The sequence below is a fragment of the Streptomyces sp. RKAG293 genome (genome assembly GCF_023701745.1).
In the GTDB taxonomy this organism is placed as follows: domain Bacteria; phylum Actinomycetota; class Actinomycetes; order Streptomycetales; family Streptomycetaceae; genus Actinacidiphila.
Genome location: NZ_JAJOZB010000001.1, coordinates 5,983,435 through 6,004,565, shown reverse-complemented (window position 1 = coordinate 6,004,565; position 21,131 = coordinate 5,983,435). Strand labels below are relative to the sequence as shown.

At 74.3% G+C, this 21,131-nt stretch carries 15 protein-coding genes; 10 read left to right on the top strand and 5 right to left on the bottom strand.

Annotated elements, in window-relative coordinates:
• The first annotated feature begins 123 nt into the window (after positions 1 to 123).
• The gene (gene hypE / locus LNW72_RS26925; RefSeq protein WP_250977716.1) at positions 124 to 1,131 is read left to right on the top strand and encodes a hydrogenase expression/formation protein HypE; all 1,008 of its coding nucleotides are present in this window, start codon (positions 124 to 126) and stop codon (positions 1,129 to 1,131) included.
• A gap of 28 nt (positions 1,132 to 1,159) precedes the next feature.
• Here hypE and LNW72_RS26920 read toward each other — a convergent pair whose 3' ends face one another.
• Positions 1,160 to 2,527, bottom strand: coding sequence for an MFS transporter (locus LNW72_RS26920; protein ID WP_250977715.1), 1,368 nt, complete (start codon positions 2,525 to 2,527; stop codon positions 1,160 to 1,162).
• A gap of 259 nt (positions 2,528 to 2,786) precedes the next feature.
• Between LNW72_RS26920 and LNW72_RS26915 the strand changes: the two genes are divergently transcribed.
• The 5 genes from LNW72_RS26915 (at position 2,787) to LNW72_RS26895 (ending at position 12,503) form a co-directional block, all read left to right on the top strand.
• Entirely contained in the window at positions 2,787 to 4,196 is a 1,410-nt protein-coding gene (locus tag LNW72_RS26915; RefSeq protein ID WP_250977714.1) for a LuxR family transcriptional regulator, read from the top strand.
• A 315-nt stretch (positions 4,197 to 4,511) separates the two neighbouring features.
• Entirely contained in the window at positions 4,512 to 5,513 is a 1,002-nt protein-coding gene (locus LNW72_RS26910; protein WP_250977713.1) for an AfsA-related hotdog domain-containing protein, read from the top strand.
• A 102-nt stretch (positions 5,514 to 5,615) separates the two neighbouring features.
• Positions 5,616 to 8,375, top strand: a complete 2,760-nt coding sequence (locus tag LNW72_RS26905; RefSeq protein WP_250977712.1) for an AfsR/SARP family transcriptional regulator — start codon at positions 5,616 to 5,618, stop codon at positions 8,373 to 8,375.
• A gap of 82 nt (positions 8,376 to 8,457) precedes the next feature.
• A complete protein-coding gene (locus LNW72_RS26900) occupies positions 8,458 to 10,722 on the top strand; it encodes a LuxR C-terminal-related transcriptional regulator (protein ID WP_250977711.1) in 2,265 nt (754 codons plus the stop codon).
• 2 nt (positions 10,723 to 10,724) lie between these two features.
• Positions 10,725 to 12,503 (top strand): AMP-binding protein, encoded by a 1,779-nt coding sequence (locus LNW72_RS26895; protein WP_250977710.1) that lies wholly within the window; start codon positions 10,725 to 10,727, stop codon positions 12,501 to 12,503.
• Between the two features lie 26 nt (positions 12,504 to 12,529).
• On the opposite strand, the gene LNW72_RS26890 is transcribed toward LNW72_RS26895, so the two are convergent.
• Positions 12,530 to 13,483, bottom strand: a complete 954-nt coding sequence (locus LNW72_RS26890; RefSeq protein WP_250977709.1) for a polyprenyl synthetase family protein — start codon at positions 13,481 to 13,483, stop codon at positions 12,530 to 12,532.
• 291 nt (positions 13,484 to 13,774) lie between these two features.
• On the opposite strand from LNW72_RS26890, the gene LNW72_RS26885 reads away from it, so the two are divergent.
• The 3 genes from LNW72_RS26885 (at position 13,775) to LNW72_RS26875 (ending at position 15,841) form a co-directional block, all read left to right on the top strand.
• Positions 13,775 to 14,020, top strand: a complete 246-nt coding sequence (locus LNW72_RS26885; RefSeq protein ID WP_250977708.1) for a hypothetical protein — start codon at positions 13,775 to 13,777, stop codon at positions 14,018 to 14,020.
• A gap of 141 nt (positions 14,021 to 14,161) precedes the next feature.
• Positions 14,162 to 14,923, top strand: a complete 762-nt coding sequence (locus LNW72_RS26880) for an SAM-dependent methyltransferase (protein ID WP_250977707.1) — start codon at positions 14,162 to 14,164, stop codon at positions 14,921 to 14,923.
• Positions 14,924 to 15,841 (top strand): hypothetical protein, encoded by a 918-nt coding sequence (locus tag LNW72_RS26875; RefSeq protein ID WP_250977706.1) that lies wholly within the window; start codon positions 14,924 to 14,926, stop codon positions 15,839 to 15,841.
• Here the strand turns inward: LNW72_RS26875 and LNW72_RS26870 are convergent.
• From LNW72_RS26870 to LNW72_RS26860, 3 genes are all read right to left on the bottom strand, one after another.
• Entirely contained in the window at positions 15,806 to 16,027 is a 222-nt protein-coding gene (locus LNW72_RS26870) for an MbtH family protein (protein WP_250977705.1), read from the bottom strand. The genes LNW72_RS26875 and LNW72_RS26870 overlap by 36 nt on opposite strands.
• A gap of 88 nt (positions 16,028 to 16,115) precedes the next feature.
• Positions 16,116 to 18,962, bottom strand: coding sequence for a LuxR family transcriptional regulator (locus LNW72_RS26865; RefSeq protein ID WP_250977704.1), 2,847 nt, complete (start codon positions 18,960 to 18,962; stop codon positions 16,116 to 16,118).
• A 240-nt stretch (positions 18,963 to 19,202) separates the two neighbouring features.
• Complete coding sequence (locus tag LNW72_RS26860) at positions 19,203 to 20,048, bottom strand: metallophosphoesterase (protein ID WP_250977703.1); 846 nt, start codon at positions 20,046 to 20,048, stop codon at positions 19,203 to 19,205.
• Between the two features lie 337 nt (positions 20,049 to 20,385).
• Between LNW72_RS26860 and LNW72_RS26855 the strand changes: the two genes are divergently transcribed.
• Positions 20,386 to 21,108 carry a 4'-phosphopantetheinyl transferase superfamily protein gene (locus LNW72_RS26855; RefSeq protein ID WP_250977702.1) on the top strand — a complete coding sequence of 241 codons (723 nt, stop codon included), beginning with the start codon at positions 20,386 to 20,388 and terminating at the stop codon, positions 21,106 to 21,108.
• Positions 21,109 to 21,131: the final 23 nt, after the last annotated feature.

Below are 21,131 nucleotides of genomic sequence, written 5' to 3'. Positions count from 1 at the left end.
TCGACCTGCTGTCAGAACTTCCCCCGACTACCGTGAAAGTGCCCGCGGGGAACATGGTGCGACCGTGCCCGTCCGGGCTCTGAGGGCCTATTCGGCCGGTTCACGGGGGAGCCTTCCTTGATAATGGATGTGAATTCCTGGCCGGTCGGGCAGGTCGCGCTCGCCGACGACTCAGGAACCGGCCCACGGCAGTTGGCGACCCTGGTCCTGGACGTCCTCGGACCGGGGCTCGCGCCCGGCGGACTCCCGCCGCTGTCCGGCGAGCCGCTCGTCGTCCGCACCGGCGGCTACGTCGTCGACCCGCCGTTCTTCGGCAACGGCGATCTCGGCCGGCTCGCGGTGGCCGGCACCGTCAACGCGCTCATCGCGACCGGAGCCGACCCGTACGCCCTCACGCTGGGGCTGATCGTCGAGGCCGGGACGCCGTTGCAACTCCTGCGCCGCATCACGGAGTCCGTCCGCGACACCGCCCATGAGGCGGGGATCGCCATCGCCGCCGTCGACACCCGGGTGGTGCGCGCGGGCGACGCCGACCAGCTGTTCCTCACCGCGACCGGCATCGGGGTGCACCGCCGTCCGCCGCTGCCGCTGAGCGGGGTGCGGCCCGGCGACCGCGTCCTGGTGACGGCGCCGCTCGGCAACCACGCCGTCCATCTGCTGTCGCTACGCGCCGGACTGGGCTTCGAACACCATGTGCCCAGCGACTGCGCCCCGTTGACGTCCCTGCTGAACGGGCTGCCACCGGGCACGGTCCGGGCCGCCGCACCGATCACCTCGGGCGGGCTCGCCGCGACGCTGCGCTCCTGCGCGACGGCCCGCGGGCTCACGCTGCGGATCGACGAGGGGGCGCTTCCCGTCCAGTACGAGGCCCGGCCCGCCTTCGAACTCCTCGGCCTGTCACCGCTGCACGCCGCGAACGCCGGCTCGATGTGCCTGTTCGCGCCGCCGGCGGCGGCCGACGCGGTCCTCGCCGCGCTCCGCTCCCACCCGTACGGGCGGCAGGCCGCCATCGTCGGCACGGTCACCGATGACACCGCCGGGGCCGTCGAGCTCCGCTCCCCCGACGGACCGGTCCACCGGCTGCCCGCCGGGGTGCCGCCGGGCAGCGCCGAACCACCGCGGCTGCGCTGACGGCCGCGCCCCGCGCGGCGGGAGGCCCTCAGGCCGCCGCGACCAGCCGGTCGTAGCCGCGCAGCAGCGTCAGGGCGGCGGCCGTCGCGAGGACCGGCAGCAGGGTGAAGCCGAGCAGTACGCCCAGTTCGGCCGTGGAGCTCTGCCGGGCGGACTCGCCGTCCGTGGACGAGGCATAGCCGAAGACCTGCAGGACCAGCCCGTACAGGAAGGGCGCCAGGGCGAGGCCGAGCATCTCGCCGGTGGTGAAGACGCCGGAGAAGACACCGGCCTGGCGGCGGCCGGTGCGTTCGGTGTCGTGGGCGGTCCGGTCGGTGAGCATCGCGTACAGGAACAGCAGCTGGCCGGCGTGCCCGGTGCCGGTCACGGCGATGGCGACCGCGACCACGGCGAGCGGCAGGTCGGGCGAGGCGAGCAGCAGCAGGCAGCCGGCGATGAAGAGCCCGCAGGCGGCGGCGTATCCCCGGCGGTTGCCGATGCGGGAGCCGAGGCGCGACCAGAGGTTGACGGTGAGCAGGTTCGGCAGGACGAAGGCGCCGACGACCAGCCCGGTGGCGTCCGAGTCGTGCAGCACGTGATCGGTGAAGTACGGGGCCCCGACGAGCATGAAGCCGGTCGCGAGCGACTGGACGACGCCGCAGCGCAGCAGCGCCATGAACGGGGCGTTGGCGCGGGCCACGGCGAACTGGTGGCGCAGGCTCGGCTCGCTCTCCAGGACCCGGTCGCCGCGGGTTCCCGCGGTGCCGAGGAAGGCGCCGACCGCACCGATGGTGATGACGAGCGCGCCGAACAGACCGACCCAGCGGTGTCCGGGAATGCCCCCGCCGCCCGCGTCCGCGATGGCGGGTCCCGCGGCGCCGGCGATCAGGGCGGCGATGCCGATGACGGCCACCCGGCCGCCGACCAGCCGCAGTTGGTCCTGGCGCCGGGTGGTGATCTCGGCCGGCATGGCCGCGTAGGGCACCTGGAAGAACGCGAAGGCCGTCGCGGAGAGCAGGAATCCGGCGCCGGTGAACCCGGCGCCCGCCGTGCCGGCCGCCACTCCGGAGAACATCAGCGCGAACGTCAGGGCCGCGGCGAGCCCGCCGAGCAGAACGTACGGCCGGCGCGCGCCCCAGCGCGTCCGGGTACGGTCGCTCGCCCGGCCGACCAGCGGGTTCAGCACGGCGTCCCACACCTTGGGGAGCAGCACGACGGTGCCGGCCAGGGCGGCCCCGATGCCGAGGGTGTCGGTCAGGTAGGGCAGCAGCAGGAGGCCGGGCAGGGTGTTGAACGTTCCGGTGACCAGCGAGCCGGAGGCGTAGCCGAAACGCAGGCGCGCGCCCGGGACGGCGGGCGCGGCCTGCGGTCGGGGCCGCGGCGGCAGGACAGCTTGTTCGGGTTCGACGGCCGTCATGACGTGCTCCTCCGACATCGTGAGGGGACGTGGCGGGGTGCCGCCAGGCCCACTTGCCCCCGAGCCTGACCAACGGGCGGCGCGGGCGGAAGTCGGGGAATTCCCCCACATGGCACTTCCTGTCGTGCAGCTTCCGGACAGGGGAACGCTCTTGGCCGGGCCCGCGGGGGCGGGCACGCTGCGAGAGCCGCCGAGATCACCGGGACCGCATACCGGGACCCCTGGAATCACCGAGGACAGCGAGGACAACGTGCCGCCTGTGGAGACCGCCCTGTCGCAGGCCACCGGCTCCGCACCGGTCGGCCGTCACCAGGAACTGCTCGTTCTGGAGGAGTCGTTGCGGCTCGCCCGGACGTCGGCGCGGATCGTCTCGCTGGCCGGTGAGCCATGGGTCGGCAAGTCCCGGCTGCTGGCGGAGCTGATCGCCGCGGCGCACGACGACGGCTGGACGGTGGCCTCGGGCCGGGCAGGACGGCTCGGCGGGCCCGTGCCGTTCGAGGTGTTCGTCGACGCTCTCGACGACCAGCTGGCGCGGATCGGCCCCGACCTGGCGGGTCGGCTGGGGCCCCGGGAGGCGGACCGGCTCGCCGGGGTCTTTCCCGCGCTGGCCGCGGGGCGCCGGGAGCCGGCCGGGCCGGCCCCGGCCGACCCGGACGCGTACTGGCTGATCCGCGCGATGCGCACCCTGATCGGGCAGGCGGCGGAGGCGAACGGGCTGCTGCTCGTCCTCGACGACGTGCACCGCGCCGATCCGCTGTCGCTGCAGCTCCTGGACCACCTGGTCCGGCATCCGCCGCAGGCACCGGTGCTCATCGCGCTCGCCTACCGCGACTCCCCCACCGCGCGCCATCTCTCGTCGCTGCGCACCCTGCGGGCCCATGGCGCCATGCCGTCCTGGCGGCACCTGGACGTCGCCCCGCTCCCCGAGCGGGACGCCGCCGCGCTGCTGCCGCCCGGGCTCGACCCGATCCGGCGCCAGTTGCTGCTCCGGGACGCGGCCGGGGTGCCGGGGCTGCTGCACGCCCTGCGCGACGCGGGCCGGCTGCCGGTCGATCCGGACGCCGCGTCCGTGGACTTCCGGGCGCTGTCCCCGGTGGCCTGGCGGACCGCCTGCGCCGCCGCCGTGCTCGGCGACCCGTTCACTCCCGGCAGCGTCGCCGAGGTGGCGGAACTGCCGCTGGAACGGGTGCTCGGCGGGCTCGACGATCTGCGGAGCGAGGGCCTCATCCGGACCGACGGCCATCTGCGCCGCTTCCGCTTCCGGCACCCGGCCGTCGCGGGCCTCGTCCTGCGCGCCACCGACGCGGGCTGGCGGTACGGCGCGCAGGGCCGCGCACTGCACGCGACGGCGCCGACCGTCGATCCGGCCGCCGGCCCGGCCGCCGCGCCGATGCCGCTGTCCGCGATGACGGACGCGCTGGCCGGGGACGAGCTGACGGCGGGCCTTCCGGACGGGCCCGGCGCCGTCGAGCTGGCGTCACTGAGCCGCCGTGAGGTCCAGGTCGCCGTGCTCGTCAGCGCGGGCTTCACCAATCAGCAGATCGCGGGCCGGATGCAGCTCAGCCCCAAGACCGTGGAGACGTATCTGAGCCGGATCTTCAAGAAGCTGGGTGTCGTGTCCCGTACGCAGGTCGCCCATCTGGTGGGGCGCGGCGGCCGGCACCTCTGAAGGCGAGGGGCCCGGGCCGCCCGGGGATGGCGAAGGCCCCGCCCAGGGGTCCGGGGGAAGACCCGGGGGCGGGGCTCGCGGGTTGCCCGGGGCTCCCGTGCGGGGGAGTAAGGGAGCGGGGGCAGCGGTACGAGCGTGCGCCCGACCTCATGGGCTTCGCTAAAGCCTCACCGGAGGATCAACGGGGCGGAGTTCCGGCCGTGCAGCTTGCTGCCACCGCTCTCAGCTGGCCCGGACCCCCCTCGCTCCGGAACCTTGGACGAGGAGACTCCCGACGCCGCATCCGCGGGGAAGACGCCGGACCAAGGAGACGCCATGACCGTAGAAAGCGCGGCCACCGCTGAACTGGCACTCGGCAGCGGCACCCGCCACCTCATCCACTGCCCGCCGTCGTGGGACCACTACCTGCTGGATGCCCCGAGCGTCGGGGAGGAACACTTCGTGCTGGCCGGTGAGCTGCCGCGGGCGCATCCGCTGTTCAACGACGGGCCCGGCCACTTCCATGACGCGCAGATCGTCACGGAGACGATCCGGGAGATCGGCGAGTTCGTCGGACACCGCTACTTCGGGGTGCCGCAGGACCGCCCGGGGCTCTTCTACGGCTTCAACCTGCGCCTCACCGAACTGCGCGCCTGGCGCACCGACTGGGCCGACGCGACGGACTCGGGCACGGCGAGGATGACGACGGGCATCACGGCGAAGCCCGCGAACGCGATGAACGGCGTACCGCGCGGCCTCGACTTCCACATCGACGTGAAGATCAACGACATGCCGTGCTGCACCGGCACGGCGGGGCTGGTCTTCCTGATGCCGCAGCTGCACCGCAACCACCTGGCCCACAACCGCCAGGCGCTGCGCGCCGCACCGGAGCTGGACGACGCCCCGGACGGGGCGCTGCGGCCGGTGGACCCGGCCGAGGTCGGCCGCTCCGCGGTGTCGAACGTCGTGGTCAGCGAGCCGTCGGAGTCCTCGCGCGGCCGGCTCACGACGTGGCTGCTGACCGACAACCCGAATCCGGTCTTCGCTCCGGAGGGCGGCCACCTGTCCGGGACGCAGCTGCTGGAGTCCGTGCGCCAGACCTCGCTGCTGGCGGCCGGCCGGGCCTTCGGGCTCGCCCCCGCGCGCAGCACGCTGGCCTCCTCCGAGGTGCACTTCCGCAGCTACGCGGAGCCCGGACTGCCGCTGCGCTGCACGGCGGTGCCGGGGGCGCTCGGCCGGGACGAGTACGGCCGGCCGGCCGTGCCCGTGACGCTGACGGTGACGCAGCGGCGCCGTGCCGTGGCGGAGGCCAGGACCACCGTGGTCCAGGACTTCTGACCCGGCGCCACCAACCGGTCCTGGTACGTACGACAGCAGACCTTGCACGGACCTTGCACGAACCTTGCACGTGGGAACGCAGAGCGGGACGGGGGTAACGCGATGAGATTCTGGATTCTGGGCCCGATGGAGATCGGTGGGGACGACGGGCCGGCGGCCGGCCCCGACGGCGCCGCCACGCCCGCCGTCTCCTACACACCGCGCGCCGCCAAGCTGCGCGTCGTGCTGGCCGCCCTGCTGGTACGGGCGAACGAGGTGGTGTCGGTCGAGAGCCTGATCGACGAGCTGTGGCAGGACAACCCGCCGCGCACCGCCACCACGACCCTCCAGGTCTACGTCTCCCAGCTGCGCAAGCTGCTGCACTCCGCCGACCCCGAGCACGGCCGCGACACCCTGCTGACCCGCCCGCCCGGCTATCTGCTGCGGCTGGAACCGGACCGGCTCGACATGACCACGTTCGAGGAGCTGCACGCCCGAGGACGCAAGGCGCTGGAGGCGGAGGACTACGCGTCCGCCGCGGAACTGCAGCAGCGGGCCATCGCGCTGTGGCGCGGACCGCTGCTCTCGGACACCCCGCACGGCCCGTTGCTGGGCGGCGCGGCGGTCCGGCTGACCGAGGCCCGGATGACGGCGCTCGACCAGCGGATCCGCGCGGACCTCCAGCTCGGCCGGCACCGCGGGCTCATCGCCGAACTGCAGTCCCTGGCCTCGGAGCACCCGCTGCGCGAGGAGTTCCACGCCCATCTGATGGTGGCGCTGTACCGGACCGGCCGGCAGGCGGAGGCGCTGCGTACGTTCGGACGGGTCCGCCGCACCCTCGTCGACGAGCTGGCCATCGAGCCCGGCCCGCGGCTGCAGCGGCTGCACCGGCGCATCCTGGCCGGGGACGCGGCCCTGCTGAGCTCGGGCGGCAGCGGCGGCGCCGTCGTCATCGGAACGGCGACCGGGACCGGGTCCGGCGGTGCGGACACGTCGGCGCCGGGCGTTCCCGAGCGGCCCGCGTTCCAGGCCGTCACCTCGCTGCCCGCCGCGGACGGCGCGTTCACCGGCCGCGACGGGGTGCTCGCGGAGGTGGAGCGGCTGCTGCGCGACGCCCCGGCCGGCACCAGCGTCGCCATCACCGGCAAGTCCGGCGTCGGCAAGACCGCGCTGGCCGTCGAGGCGGCGCACCGCAGCGCCGACGCCTTCCCCGACGGCCGGATCTTCCTCGATCTGGAGCCCGACCCCGGTCGGCCGCTCGGCGCGGCGGACGCGATGACGCGACTGCTGCGCCGCGCGGGAACGCAGGTCACCCTGCCCGCCGAGGCGCAGGACCTCCAGGACGCGCTGCGCCATCTGCTCACCGACCGCCGGATCCTGCTGGTCCTGGACAACGCCACCTCCGAGGCGCAGCTGCGCCCGCTGCTGCCCGCCACCGCGGGCTCCACCGCTCTCATCACCGGGCGCCGGCTGCCCGCCGGACTCGGCGGCGTCCGCCCGGTGGTGCTGAACGCCCTGGACCCGGAGGAGTCGCTGCGGCTCTTCGACGCGCTGGCGGGGCCCGGCCCCGCGGCAGCGGAGCCCGCGGCTGCGGCCGAGATCGTGGAGCTCTGCGGCCATCTGCCGCTCGCCGTGCACATCGCGGCCGCCCAGCTGCGGGCCCGGCCGCACTGGACCGCCGGTTCGCTCGCCGCCCGGCTGCGCGACGAACGCTCCCGGCTGACCGAGCTCCAGCTCGGCGACCTCGACGTGCGCGGCACCCTGATGGTCGCCTACCTGGACTCCTCCCCCGCCGCGCAGCGCGCCTTCCGTCTCCTGGGGCTGCTGCCCGCGGGGCCGTTCGGGCTGTGGGCGGCGGCCGCCGTCCTCGGTCTGGAGGAGGGCGAGGCCGGCCGGATCGTCGAGAACCTGGTGGACGGGCGGCTGTTGGAGGCGTCCGTGCACGACGGGCTCCGCCAGGGCCGCTACCACTTCCATGAGCTGCTGCGGATCCTCGCCGCAGAACTCCTCGCCGCCGAGGAGACCCCGGAGTCGGCACGCGCCGCCACCGAGCGGATGTGCGAGGCGTACACGCAGGCCGCCGAACGCGCCGATGCGGCGCTCACCCCGCGACCGGTGACCGGACCGGTGGCTGTCCCTGGTCCGGTCACCGACCACCCTCAGGAGTGGTTCGCCCAGGAGCAGCCGGCCCTGGTGCACGCGGTCCGCGCGGCGCACGCCGCCGGGCTGTGGTCCGCCGTGCTGCGTCTCGTCGACGCCATGACCGGTTATCTGGAGGCGCACGCCTCCTGGGCCGACTGGCGGACCACCCACACCTTCGGGCTCGACGCCGCCCGGCACAGCGGCGACCGGGCGGGCGAGGCCCGCATGCTGCGTTCGCTGGGGGACCTCGCCTGGCAGAACCGGCGGCTCGACGAAGCCGCCGACCTGTACACCCGGGCCCGTGACACCGCGGAACTCTGTGCCGACCCGTACGAATACGGCCGCGCCCTGGTCGGTCTCGCCGACCTCCACCTGGACAACGGCGACACCGCGGCGGCCGCCGCTCTGCTCGAACCGGCCCTGGCCGCCCTCGCCGCCCCGGCCCGGGCCCGCGGCCGGTACGACGCGCTGCGGGCGCTGGCCCTGCTCGCTCTGGAGGCGGAGGGCCCGGAAGCCGCCCAGGCCCGGTTCACCCAGTGCCTGGACCTCGCCACGGCGCTCAAGGACCGGCGGCTGGAGGCGTACGCCCGCCGTGCGCTGCGGGCGCTGCGTGATCCGGCACCGGCCGCCGGCAAGCCCACCGACCTCGAAGTGCGCCCCGGCATCTGGCGGCTGCGGGCCCCGGCGCCGCGCCGGTCGCCGCTGCCTGCGCCCGGCCGTCTGTCGGCCCTTACCGCCTGAACCGCACATCCGGCGCCAGGTTTTAGTTCTGCTTTGGCCGAGGAGCCGACCATGACCGCGTCCTATGAGGGCAGGGGGAACGATGCCGGTATCGCAGCAGGAACGGGAACGGCGGCAGGACCGCCCGCAGGCCGGGCCTGAACGGTTCGGCCCGCGCCGCAGTCTGGTCGGGCGGGAGACGGAAACGGTCGTCCTGGCCGGGCGGTTGCGGGATCCGTCGGTGCGGCTGCTGACCCTGACGGGGCCCGCCGGGGTCGGGAAGAGCCGGCTCGCGGCGGAGGCAGCCGCCGGGGCGGCGGACTTCTTCGACGAGGTGCGGTGCGTGGACCTGGCGCGGGAGGCGCTTCCCGACCGGGTGCCCGAGGGGCACGTCCTGCTCGTCCTGGACGGCTGCGACCAGCCGGACGTTCCTCCGGTCGCCGGGATCGGCGAACTCATCGCGTCCAACGACCGGTTGGTGGTGCTGGCCACCGGCCAGGAGCCGCTGCACGTCTACGGGGAACGGCTGCTGCCCGTCGCACCGCTGCCGGTGCCCGAGACGGCCGCGGCGGCCGAGCCCGATGTGCAGGAGGTCCAGGACGTTCCGTCGGTCGCGCTGTTCATCCGGCGGGCCCGGGACGCCGACCCCGGTTTCGCGCTGACGGCGGAGAACGTCGCGGCCGTCGCGGAGATCTGCGCGCTGCTGGAGGGGCTGCCGCTCGCCGTCGAACTGGCCGCCGGGCGGCTGCGGCTGTTCCCGCCGCACGTCCTGCTCGCCCGGCTGCGGCACCGGACCACGATCCTGGCCGGCGGCCCGGTGGACGCGCCGGAACGGCACCGGTCGCTGACGGCGCTCGCGCGGTGGAGCTGCCGGCAGCTGGACGCGGAACAGCGCGGGCACCTGGAGCAGCTGGCCGTCTTCGAGCGGGGATTCGGACTGGCGATGCTGGTCCGGGTGGGCGCCGAGGACGTGCTGGAGACGCTGATCGACAAGAACCTGCTGACCGTCGTCGACCAGGAGCTGGGCGAGCCCCGGTTCGCCGTCCCCGAGCCGGTGCGGTCGTTCCTGCTCAACGAGCTGGAGCAGGCGGGCGGCACGGACGCGGCCCTGGACCGGCACGCGAGCGAGTACCAGCGGCTGGTGACGGCCACCGAACCGCGGCTGGCCGGCACCGAACAGGAGAAGTGGCTCGGTGTGCTGGCCGCGGAGAGCGGCAACATCAGCGCGGCGCTGCGCCGGCTGCGGGCCCGGGGCGAGCGGGAGGCCGTCGCGGCGCTGGTCTCCGCGTGCCGGCAGCCGTGGCTCGTCCAGGGGCGGCTGCGCGAGGGCCTCGACTGGTGCGACGGCCTCGCCGAGGACGGCCCGGGTGACGGCGGCGGGACGCTGCCGGAGCCGGTGCGGGCCCGGCTCGTCGACCTGTCGGGCACCTTCACGGCGGCGCTCGGCGACCCGGACCTGGCGGTTCGGCGGCACCGCCGCGCGCTCGCGCTGTGCAAGCGGCTCGGCGACCGCCGGCAGGGCGCGCTGGTGACGGCGCGGATGGGCATGGCGCTGCTGCTGCTGGGCGATCCGTCCGGGGCGCAGGCGGCGCTCGGCCCCGCGCTGGCCACCCTGGAGTCGCTGGGCGCGGCGGGACCCGCCGCAGAGGCCGGCACCGCGCTGGCCGGGGCGCTGCGCGTGCAGGGCGAGACCCGCAAGGGGAAGGAACTGCTGGACCGCGCGCTCGACGCGTACCGGCGGATCCGCGACCCGCGCGGACTGGCGACCGCGCTGCGCGAGTCCGCGGCCTTCGCCGAGGACGGTGAGGACCTGGACGCGGCGGGCCGGGCGCTGCGCGAGAGCCTGCGGCTGTACGACTCGATCGGCGAACGCACCGAACTCCCCGCCACCCTGGAGTCGTTCGCGCTGCTGCTGCTCCGCGCCTCCCCCGGCCAGCAGCCGCGCGCCGTCCGGCTGATCGCGGCTGCCGACGCGCTGCGCCGGAGCTTCGGGGGCAGGGTCCCCGACGAGCGGTGGGGAGTGCTGGAGGAGGCGCTGGCGGGGCTGCGGGAGCGGCTGCACTGGACGGGCTTCGCCACCGCGTGGGCCGAGGGGCTGCGGCTGGCGCCCGGCGCGGCCGTGGCGGAGGCGCTGGCGGCGGCCGTGCCCGCCCCGCACGCCGAGCAGGAGAGCCCGGCGGCGCAGCCGCTCACCCCGCGCCAGGTCCAGGTCGCGATGCTCGTCTCGGAGGGTCTGACCAACCGGCAGATAGCCGGTCAGCTCGGCATTTCCGAATGGACGGTGGTCAACCACGTCCGCCAGGTGATGCGCCGGCTCAACTGCACCTCCCGGGTGCAGGTGGCCTGGTCGGTCGGCCGATGGCCGTAACCGTGAACGGAAGTACGGACAGGGACGCGGACCCGGCGGAGCAGGCGACCGGGCACCTGTCCGGGCTGCTGGCCGCCGTCACACCGCCCGAGGAGGTGGCGGCCCGGTTCCGGGCCGAGGGCTGGTGGCGGGACGAGACGTTCCTGCACGACCTGTACCGGACCGCGGCCATGGACCCCGGCCGGCCCGCCATCGTCTCCCAGCGGATCCACCGCCCTGCCGACCGCCGTACGGTCACCGTCAGCTACGCGCAACTGGCCCTCTACGTCGACCGGTTCGCCGCCGCGCTCGACCGTCTCGGGATCGGCGCCGGCGATCCGGTCGCCTTCCAGCTGCCGAGCTGGTGGGAGGCCGCCGCGCTCACCCTGGCCTGCCTGCGGGTGGGCGCGCTCGCCGTCCCCGTCCTGCCGACCGTGCGTGCGCACGGCCTGGAACGGATCCTGGAGGGCAGCCGGGCGCGGATCTGTGTGGTGCCCGACGTCTGGGAGGGCTTCCCGCACGCGCAGGCCCTCGCCGATCTCGCCCCGGCGCTCCCCTGGCTGCGGCACCGCGTGGTGATCGGTGACGCCGCCGCGACGGGCGCCCTCGACTTCGCCGGGTACTTCCAGCGCACTCCGCACGAACGCGGGCCGCGCGCACGGCGGTTGAGCCTGCGCTCCGACCGGGCGGACCGGATCAGCCTCATGATCACCGTCATGAGCCTGGGCGATGCCTACGCCGCCGCCCTGCACACCCCCAACACCCTGTACGCGAACATCAGCACCCAGCGGGACCCGGCGGGGCCGGGCCGGCGGCCCGGCGAGGTCTTCTACTCGGCGCTGCCGCTCACCTCCCTCGCCTCGCTGCTGTACAGCGTCTGCTGGCCGCTCGCGGTCGGCGGCACCGGTGTCTACCAGGACGTCTGGGATCCGGGCAGCTGCCTCGACCTGATGGCCGCCGCCGGGGTCAACCAGGCGTACGCGGCTCCCGTCTACTGGTCCGAGGTGCTCGCCGCGCAGCAGCACCGCCCCCGCGAGCTCGGCGCCCTGCGCCTGCTGCTCTCCGGCGGGCGCACCAGCACGCCGGCCCAGCTGCTCGCCGATCTGCCGGGGGCGCTGGGCGCGCCGGTCCGCACCGTCTGGGGCGCCCCCGAGCTGGGCATGGGCACGGTGACCCGGGGCGACACCCCGGCCGAGCGCAACGCCGAGAGCGACGGGCGCCCGCTGCCCGGCCTCGAGGTCTCCGTGGTGCCCGCCGAGGGCGTCGGGGACGCGCAGACGTCACAGCTCCGGGTCCGCGGCCCCTCCGTCTGCCTGGCGACGTGGCAGCGCGGCGGCGGACCGGCCCCGCTGATCACCTGGGACCGCGACGAGGGCTGGCTCGACACCGGGGACCTCGCCAAGGCCGACGGCCTCGGCGGCGTCCAGGTCATGCGGCGGGCCGGCGAGCGGCTGGGCGGCATCTTCCTGGTGCCGGTGGCCGAGCTGGAGGAGCGGCTGCTGACCCATCCCCGGGTGCGCGAGGCCGCGGTGGTCGGCTACGTCGATCCGGAGTACGGCGAGATGCCGTGCGCCGTCGTCGTGCCCACCACCGAGGCGGAGCCGCCCGGCCTGGTCGAGCTGCGGGACCACCTGGCCGGGCGCGGCGTCGCCGCCGCGTTCCTGCCGACCCGGCTGGAGCTGGTCGGTTCGCTGCCCAGGGACGACCGGGGCGAGCTGCGCAAGGAGGGCCTGCGCAGCTGGCTCGCCCGCATCCGGCCGGGCGTCCCCCGCCCGGTCCCGGTCCCCGCGCCCGACGCGTAGGGCCGGTTCACGGTGCGGAGGCCGGGCTACTCCGACAGGCCGGAGATCCGGATCGCGAACGCGGCGAGTTCGTCGCGCCAGCCGGGGGCGAGCGGCGCGGCGTCCACGACGCGGTCGGCACGGGCGACGAGCTGGGAGATGATCCGCTCCGCCGTGTCCCGCTCCTCCGTGCCCAGCAGCACCTCGCGCAGCATCTGCGCGTCCCAGTCGTAGCCGGGCCCGCCCTCCAGGAAGCCGCGCAGCCGCCAGGCGGCGTGCAGGGGGCGGGCGTAGTCGCGGTACGAGGCGGCGAGGTCCTGCCGGCCGGCCAGCGCGGCGCCGAGCAGCAGCGGGTGGTGCAGGGCGTACCAGCCCGCCCCGCAGCCCTTGGCGCAGCCCGCGATGCAGCGGCCCGGCCACGGGTCGTCGAGGTACTCCGTCACACAGGCGGCGTCGGTGTGGGCGCCGATGACGCGTTCGGTGCGCAACTCGTCCCACAGCTGCCACGCGGCGGCCGGCAGCCGCGACGCGAGCCGGTCCGCGTAGGCGAGCGCCAGGTCCCCCGCGAGGACCGCGGTGCCCTCGCCGAAGCGCCGGGACTCACCGCGCCAGCCGCTGCGCTCGTGCTCGGCGGCATGGCTGACGTGCAGGGTGGGGATGCCGTGCCGCAGCGGGGCGTTGTCGCGGATGTCGCTGCGGATGAGGAAGCAGGTGTCGAGCAGTTCCAGCGCGGCCGCCGCGTCGACGATCGCGGTGGAGGTGGGGTCGCCGCCCGCGGCGAGGTAGCCGGTGACGCAGATGACGGGGCGGATCCGGTCGCCGCCCGCCCGCACCAGCTCGGTGATCGAGCCGACCAGGCTCGCCGCCCTCGGGTTCACCGCGTGCCAGCGGTCGAACTCCCCGGCCAGCAGGCCGCGCAGCCGCTCCTCCACCTGGTCGAGCAGTCCGGCACGCAGTTGCCCGGGGACGGATGTCTTCGGCGGCAGAGGATGCGTGGTCATGATGAGCCTCCCTGGATCGGCTGCTCCGAGCCTTCCGGGGCGGTCGGTGCCGCTCAAGGGCGGTGGGCGGCCGGCCGGCCGAACGGGCGTGCGGCGGCTGCCGGAGAGCCCGTTCCCTGCCATCCGCGGGAGCACCCGGCGGGGGGTTGCTATGCGCTTGTCATGGCGCCGTGGTCCGGCACAAACCCCGCGCATACCCGGCTTTAGCGCGGTGTCGGTTCATGGGGGTGCTGCTCGACGCGGGCAGACCGGGCACCACGCCCGACCCACAGCACTGCTGCAGGAGGACTCGTGTCCAACAACTCGTCGAACAACAACAACGACTCGAACAACAGCAACAACAGCTCCAACAACAACGCGAACGCGAACAACAACGCGACCACGAACTTCGCGGACAACAACAACAGCAACATGAACAACAACGACTCGAACAACAACGGCAACAACAACGCCAACACCCCCCGTCTGCAGAGCGTCGTCCCGGCCGACCTCGCGCAGATCCTCGAGGACATCGACGCGGACAACGGCGACGCGTGACACCGCCGGGGCGGTGCGGTCCTGACGACCGCACCGCCCCGCGCACACGCACCGCCCCGCGCACCCGCACCCGCACCCGCCGCCACCCCGCACCGCCCCGCCATAGCGCGGCACCGTCACCGTCACCGGGAAGGAACCGCGATGAATCGCATCAGGGTCGTCGGGCTCGGCGTCCAGGGGATCGAGCAGCTCACCCTCGCCGGACTGCGCCAGCTGCGGGAGGCCGAAGCGGTGCTCCACCTGGTCGACCCGGCCGTCGACGTCCGCGAACTGACGGACCGGCCCACCGAATCACTGCACGCGCTCCACCTGGCCGGCGCACGCGACCACGACGACTTCGGCCGGCTGCTCGGCCGCATCCTGGACCGGGCGCGGTCCGACGGCGACATCGCCGTCCTGCTGCCCGGCGACCCACGGCTCGGTGTCACGGTCGTCCAGCAGCTCCAGCGGCTGGCCGACGCGGGTGAACTGACCCTGCATGTCGAGCCGGGCGTCTCGCACTTCGCCACCACCGTCAACAACCTGGGGATCGACCCGCTGGAACGCGGCACCCTGGTCGTCGACGCCAATCGCCTGCTGCTCTTCCAGCAGCTGCCGAACCCCGCGTTCAACACCTTCGTCTACCACCTCGGTGGCGCGGACCAGGCGGAGCTGCTCCAGCGGCTGCTGCTGCGCGCCTACGACGCCGAGCACCCCGCCTGCCTGGTCGAGGCGGGCCCCGCCGCCGACGGCACCTCCGCCGTCGCCTGGGGCCGGGTCGGCTCGCTGGGCGAACTGCTCGCCAACGTCTTCTTCGCGAGCCCGCTCTACCTCCCGGCCGCCGTCCCGCGCCGTGTCGACCGCGCCGTCCTGGCGCTGCTGACGCCGTTCCGCTCCGAGCCGGCCGAGCCGGCCGCCTGGTGAATGAGCCCCCGGAACACCGCGGTTGACGCACCCCGCGCACGCGTACCCGCCGATGCCGTCTTCCCCGGCGACGCCGCCGCCGTGGCCGCCTACCGGGACCAGCGCCGCCTGCTGCAGAAGGAGGCGGTCCTGGGGCGCGGCGAGCTGATCGAGAGCGTGCTGCGCGGCCGCCGCGCGGCCCTGGCCGGGCTCCGCGCGACCCCCTGGCTGCGCCGGCTGATCGACAGCACCCACCGGCAGGTCCGGCAGGTGATGGCGCGCCCCGAGTACGCGGACGTCCTGCCGCTGCGCCGCTCGATGCTGACGTTCCTCGCCGAACTGCCGCTGCCCATCCCGGCCGACAGCGTCATCCTGCGCCACCCCACCCACGCGCCCGCCGCCGAGATCCTGGCCGGCCTGCCGGAGCTGCGGCACCGGCGCGCGGAGGTGACGCGGATCCTCGCCGAGTCCTCGCTCCAGGAGACCGGCACCCCGTTCCGCACGGTGGACGACGACAGCGGGCGCGCGATCGTGCTGGGCCAGGACGCCCCCACGATCGACGCCCTGGCCGGCATCGCCCACGAGCTGGGCCACTGCCTGTACGAACGGGCCCGGCCGGGACGCTCGGTCCGGTCGCAGTTCGCGTCGGAACGGCTCGCGCACTGCCTGGAGGAGCGGCTGGTCGCCGCGTACCTGCGGGAGCGCGGCAGCCCCGAAGAGTGCCGCGACTGGTGGTCCTACCAGCGCCGGGTCGACGCCCACAATCTGTACTTCTTCCGGCTGGAGCGGGCGCTCATGTACGAACAGCCCGACTCCGTACCGGAGTTGATGCCCGAGTCGACCACGTCGTTCCGCGAGTCGCTGTTCATCCTGCCGGGCTACCAGGTGGTGTACGCCCGCGCGTCACTCGCCCGGCTGCCCGCCCATGGCGGCGCGTAGGCTCACCGGCCGCATGTCCGTCCAGTGCGCCTCGACGTGGTCAAGACAGGCCTGCCGGCCGCTCTCCTCCAGGACGATCCGCCAGCCGGCGGGCACGTCGTTGGCGGCCGGCCACACGGAGTACTGGCCCTCGTCGTTGACCAGTGCCAGATAGGTGGCGTCCGGGTCCTCGAACGGTGTGCTCAACTGCTCGTCCTCTCCCTGGGTACGGGGTGCTGTGACAGGTGGGGGTTGTGGACTTCCAACAAAGGTGCGCGTCAAGGGAGTTCGGCGGTCACGCCATCTCGGTGACGCTGAGCTGAAGGTCCACCGGCAGCTCCTGCCGGCTGCTGATGCTGAGCTTGCGGTAGACCCGCGTCAGGTGCTGCTCGACGGTGCTGACGGTGATGTAGAGCTTCATCGCGATCTCCCGGTTGGTGTGCCCGTGCACCGCGAGCATCGCCACCCGCTTCTCGGAGTCGCTGAGCTTGGCCTCCAGGTCCGCGTAGGCCGCCACCGGCGCCGGGTCCTCCGGCACCCCGCCCGCGGCGCTGTGCCCCGGGAGGGTCTTCTCGCGCAGTGCCTCGGCCCCGCACTCCTGCGCCAGGTGCCAGGCCCGCCGGTTGACCATGTTGGCGCGGGTCGGCTCGCCCAGTTCCTTCAGCACCTGGCCGAGTTCGGCCATGGAACGGGCCAGCTCGTAGCGGTCGCCCGACCGGCGCAGTTCGTCGACGGACTTCGCGAGCAGGATCTGCCGCTCCCTGGGCTCACGCGTCGCGGCGCGCAGCCGCAGCGAGATACCGGACACCCACGGGTTGGCGGCGTCGCGGGTGGCGAGCTGGTCGGTCACGAAGCGCTCCGCCTGGTGCGCCTCGCCGAGCTGCAGCAGCGCCTCCGCCGCGTCGGTGCGCCACGGCAGCAGCAGCGGCCGGTCCAGACCCCAGCGCTTGGTGCGCCGGCCGATGTCCAGGAAGTCGCCGAGCGCCGCGTGGTAGCGGCTGGTCGCCAGGTGGTACTGGCCGCGGGCGCGCAGATAGGCAAGCCCGTGGAAGCTGCCGGCCAGGCCCTCGGGGACCGGCTGGCTGAGCACCCGGGCGGCCGCGTCGTAGTGGCCCATCGCGGTGCGGGCGCGGACCAGCGTCGCCGCCACCCCGCACAGGAAGACGCTGCCGCCGCGTTCCGGCACCAGCTTGAGGGCGAGCGCGGCCCGCTCCTCGGCGCCCTGCAGATCCCCCTGGCGCAGCAGGGCCTCGGCCCACAGCGAGGTGAACAGCGCCTGCCAGCCCGGGGCTTCGCGGCGGGCGGCCTCCTCGCCGATGACCTGGCTCCAGTGCACGGCCCGCTGCGCACCCCCGAGGTGCAGCAGGACCCGCAGGGCCTGCACGATCGGCTCCACGGTGGCGGCAGCGAGCGTCGTCCCGCGCAGGAACAGTTCGGCGTCCTCGGCGGCCGTGCCGTCCTGCACGCCGTCCGGGATCGCCCACAGGGCGGCCGGCGCGACCGCCACCGTGGCGGCGTTGACGCTGGAGTGCGCGGCGGTGGACGGCGGCGAGCCCGCGGCGCGGGTCCGCCCGCCGGCCCAGCGCGGGAAGGCGGACAGCCCGTCCAGCGGATCGTCCCGGTGCCCCGGCAGCTGGCCGCCGGGTCTGCTGCCGAGCGCGGAGCCCAGCGACGAGACCGGTGCCGTGCCGTGCTGCGGGTCGGGCCGCCGGCCCGTGTCGCCGGTCGCGGTCGCGAGCCGGGCGAGTACGTCGCCGGCCTCGTCGATCCGCCCCTGGGCGGCCAGCAGCCGGGCCAGCGGGCCCATCCGGGCCGGGGCGAGCCGGTCGGCGCGCAGCGCGTCCAGCGGTTCGCTGAGATGCCGTTCGGCGGCGCCCGGGTTGGTCCGCCAGGTCACGGCGGCCAGCCGGGTGCGGAACTCGGCGCGCTGTTCGTCGTCGGTGCAGCCCTGGTACGCCAGCTCCAGGCAGGCGGCGGCCGGTACGGCCTTGCCGTCGGCGAGCAGCTGCTCGGCCGCCGCCCGCAGGACCGGCACCGCCCAGTCCTCGTCCGCGTGCTGCGCGGCGAGCAGCTGGCCGGCGACGGCCGACGCGGGCATGCCGTACTGGTGCGCCAGCCTGGCGGCCCGCCGGTGCAGTCCGGTGCGGGCGGCCGGATCCATCCGGTCGAGGAGCGAGCGGCGCACCGCGGGGTGCCGGAAGCGGAAGCTCTCCAGGATCCCGGCGGCGTTCAGCGCGGCGACCCCCTGGACCGCCGCGGGAGTGGTGATGCCCAGCAGCTGCGCCGCCAGTTCCGCGGTGCCGGTCCTGCCCAGCACGGCCAGCGCCTCGGCCAGCTGGGTGGTCCGCGGCCCGCAGCGGTACAGGCAGGCCAGGACGGCCTGGGTGAACGCGCCGCCCGCCTCCGGCTCCGGGATCGCGCCCGCCGGGGAGTTGCGCCGGGCGACCCGGTACTCCTCGACGAGGGCGCGCAGCAGCAGCGGGTTGCCGCCGCTGACGGTCCAGAAGTGGCCGGCGTGGTCGGCGAGCCGCTCGTCCCCCGCCGTGTCCGGCTGCCCGTCGAGACCCTGGGCGAGCACCTCGGCGACGGCGTACCGGCCGAGCCGCTCCAGCCGGACCCGGGTGAAGTTGGGCTGCCGCAGCAGCTCGGTGCCGAACACCGGGTCGTCGCTGCGCTCGTGCACCGGTTCGGTCAGCACCAGCAGGATCCTGGCGTTGCGGGCCCTGCGGGCCAGTTGCAGCAGATAGCGGCAGGACAGGTCGTCCACCAGATGCAGGTCGTCGACGCAGATCACCACCGGTGTCCGCGTACTGAGGTCATGGACGGCGTCGCTGAACGCCTGCATGGCCTCGATCCTCGACGGGCCCTGGTTCTGCGCCGGTTCCGGGAGTGTCCCGGGCGGCGCGCTGTTGACGAGCTGCCCCAGCACCGCCAGTGGCAGGGCCCGTTCCGCCGCGGATCCCATCGCGCGCAGCACGACGGCGCCGGCCTTCTCGGCCGACTCGGCGACGGTGTCGGCGAGTTCGCTCTTCCCGCAGCCGACCGCGCCTTCGACCAGCACGATCCGGGCATGTCCCGCCATACATCCGGCCAAGGCCGTATCCAGTAGCGCCAGTTCCGCCTCACGGTCGATCAGCACCATCTTCGCCCCACTGTCCCCGTAATCCAGTGCGGTCCGCGCTCCCGCCGGCCGGAATAACCGGCCTTTTTCCCCAGAGGAAGCGCATTGGCACTGGCGAATTGAAACGGAGGATTCTCCCCGTTGAATCAGGAATCCAGTGTAGGCAGGGAACTCGCGTCCCACGGTGGCCGGAAGTTGCCCTGCAGTAAGTACTCCAGCGGCGCGCGAGTGCCCGTCCGACGTGCTATCGGGCGGGGCAGGTCAGAGGGCCGTGGCGGGCTCCGGAAGGATCTGCCGCGGCACGTTCCTGGGGTGGCCGGGAGTGCGCCACTCACGGGGGTAGCCGACCGACACCTCTTCGAACCGCACCCCGTCGTACCAGGTGGTGCGGGGAATGTGCAGATGCCCGTAGACGACGGCGGCGGCCCGGAATCGGGTGTGCCAGTCCGCCGTCAGCTCAGTTCCGCACCATTGGGCGAATTCGGGATAACGCAGGATATTCGTCGGGTCCCGCACCAGGGGGAAGTGGTTGACGAGGACGGTCCGCAGTTCCGGATCGCAGGCTTCCAGCCGCCGCGCGGTCTCCGCCACCCGGGCCCGGCACCACGCGTCCCGCGACGGGTAGGGATCGGGGTGCAGCAGGAACTCGTCGGTGCAGACGATGCCGGCCTCGTAGGCCTGCGCGAGCGACTCCTCCTTCGTGGCCGCGGTGGGCGTGCGGAAGGTGTAGTCGTACAGCAGGAACAGCGGCGCGACGACGACCGGGCCGCCGGGGCCGCTCCAGACCGGGTACGGGTCCTCCGGACTGTGCACGCCCAGCGACCGGCAGACCTCCACCAGATGCCGGTAGCGGGCCTCGCCGCGCAGCTGCACGGCATCGCCGTGCGGGGTCCACAGGTCATGGTTGCCCGGCGCCCACACGACGTGGGCGAACCGCACGCTCAGCAGTTCCAGGGCCCACTCGACGTCCTCGAGCACCTCGCCCACGTCGCCCGCCACGATCAGCCAGTCCGCCGGGTTGTCCGGGCGCAGCTCCTCGAGGATCTTCCGGTTCTCCGGATGCGCGACATGCAGGTCACTGATGCCCAGCAACTTCCCTTGAGACATCCGATGAGGGTAGAACGGCGAAGAGTGGGGAAGAACCCCTATGTCCGGGCAGGCACCCCCTGCCCCCGGCCCGACCGGCCGCCTTGTCATGGCGTGTAGCAACCGCATGGCAAGCCGTCGCGCGCCCATGCCTGCCGACCGGCAGGCCGCCTCCCGGCCGTCTCCCGGATAGCAGCTGGTGGGCATGGATCGGGGCTGCGACCTGCCATATCACCGCCGCCGGCGCCGCATTCGTTGTCCCGTGACCCCCCGGAACGGCAGCGTGGAAATCGCTCGCCACCCACCGGAGCGAGCAAGCGGCAGACGCCGACGAGGCGTCGGACGAAACGGGGCTCCCATGATCGCGCAGCTGCTTCCCACCGAGGTCGTCGCGGTGGACGCGACGCTGGACCCGCCCGAGGCGACCCTGTTCCCGGAGGAGGCGGAGCAGATCCGCAACGCGGTGGAGAAGCGGCGGCTGGAATTCACCACGGCGCGCTGGTGCGCCCGCCGCGCCCTGGCCGGGCTCGGCCTGCCGGCGATGCCGATACTCCCCGGCCTCCGCGGCGCGCCGCAGTGGGCCCCGGACGTGGTCGGCAGCATGACGCACTGCAACGGCTACCGTGCGGCGGCCGTGGCCCGTACCAGCGACATGGCGGCGATCGGGATCGACGCCGAGCCCAACGACACCCTCCCGGAGGGCATCCTGGAGTCCATCGCGCTCCCCCAGGAGCGCGGCTGGGTACGGCAGTTGATGCGGACGACCCCCGAGGTGTGCTGGGACCGGCTGCTGTTCAGCATGAAGGAGTCCGTCTACAAGGCCTGGTTCCCGCTCACCGGCCGGGAGCTGGACTTCGAGGACGCGCTCATCACCGTCAACCCGCTGGCGCGTACCTTCCGCGCGCGGCTGCTGCTGCCGGCGTCCGCCCTGAAAGAGGGGGACCCCACGGGTTTCAGCGGACGCTGGTCGGCGGGCGGTGGCGTACTGGTCAGTGCGATCGCGGTTCCGGCGACGGTTCCCGCGACGGTGGGGGCACAGCAGAACGCTCCCTACCAGATGCTGGTAGGGAGCGCTGCGTAAATCAGGCCGAACGACCGGGGATG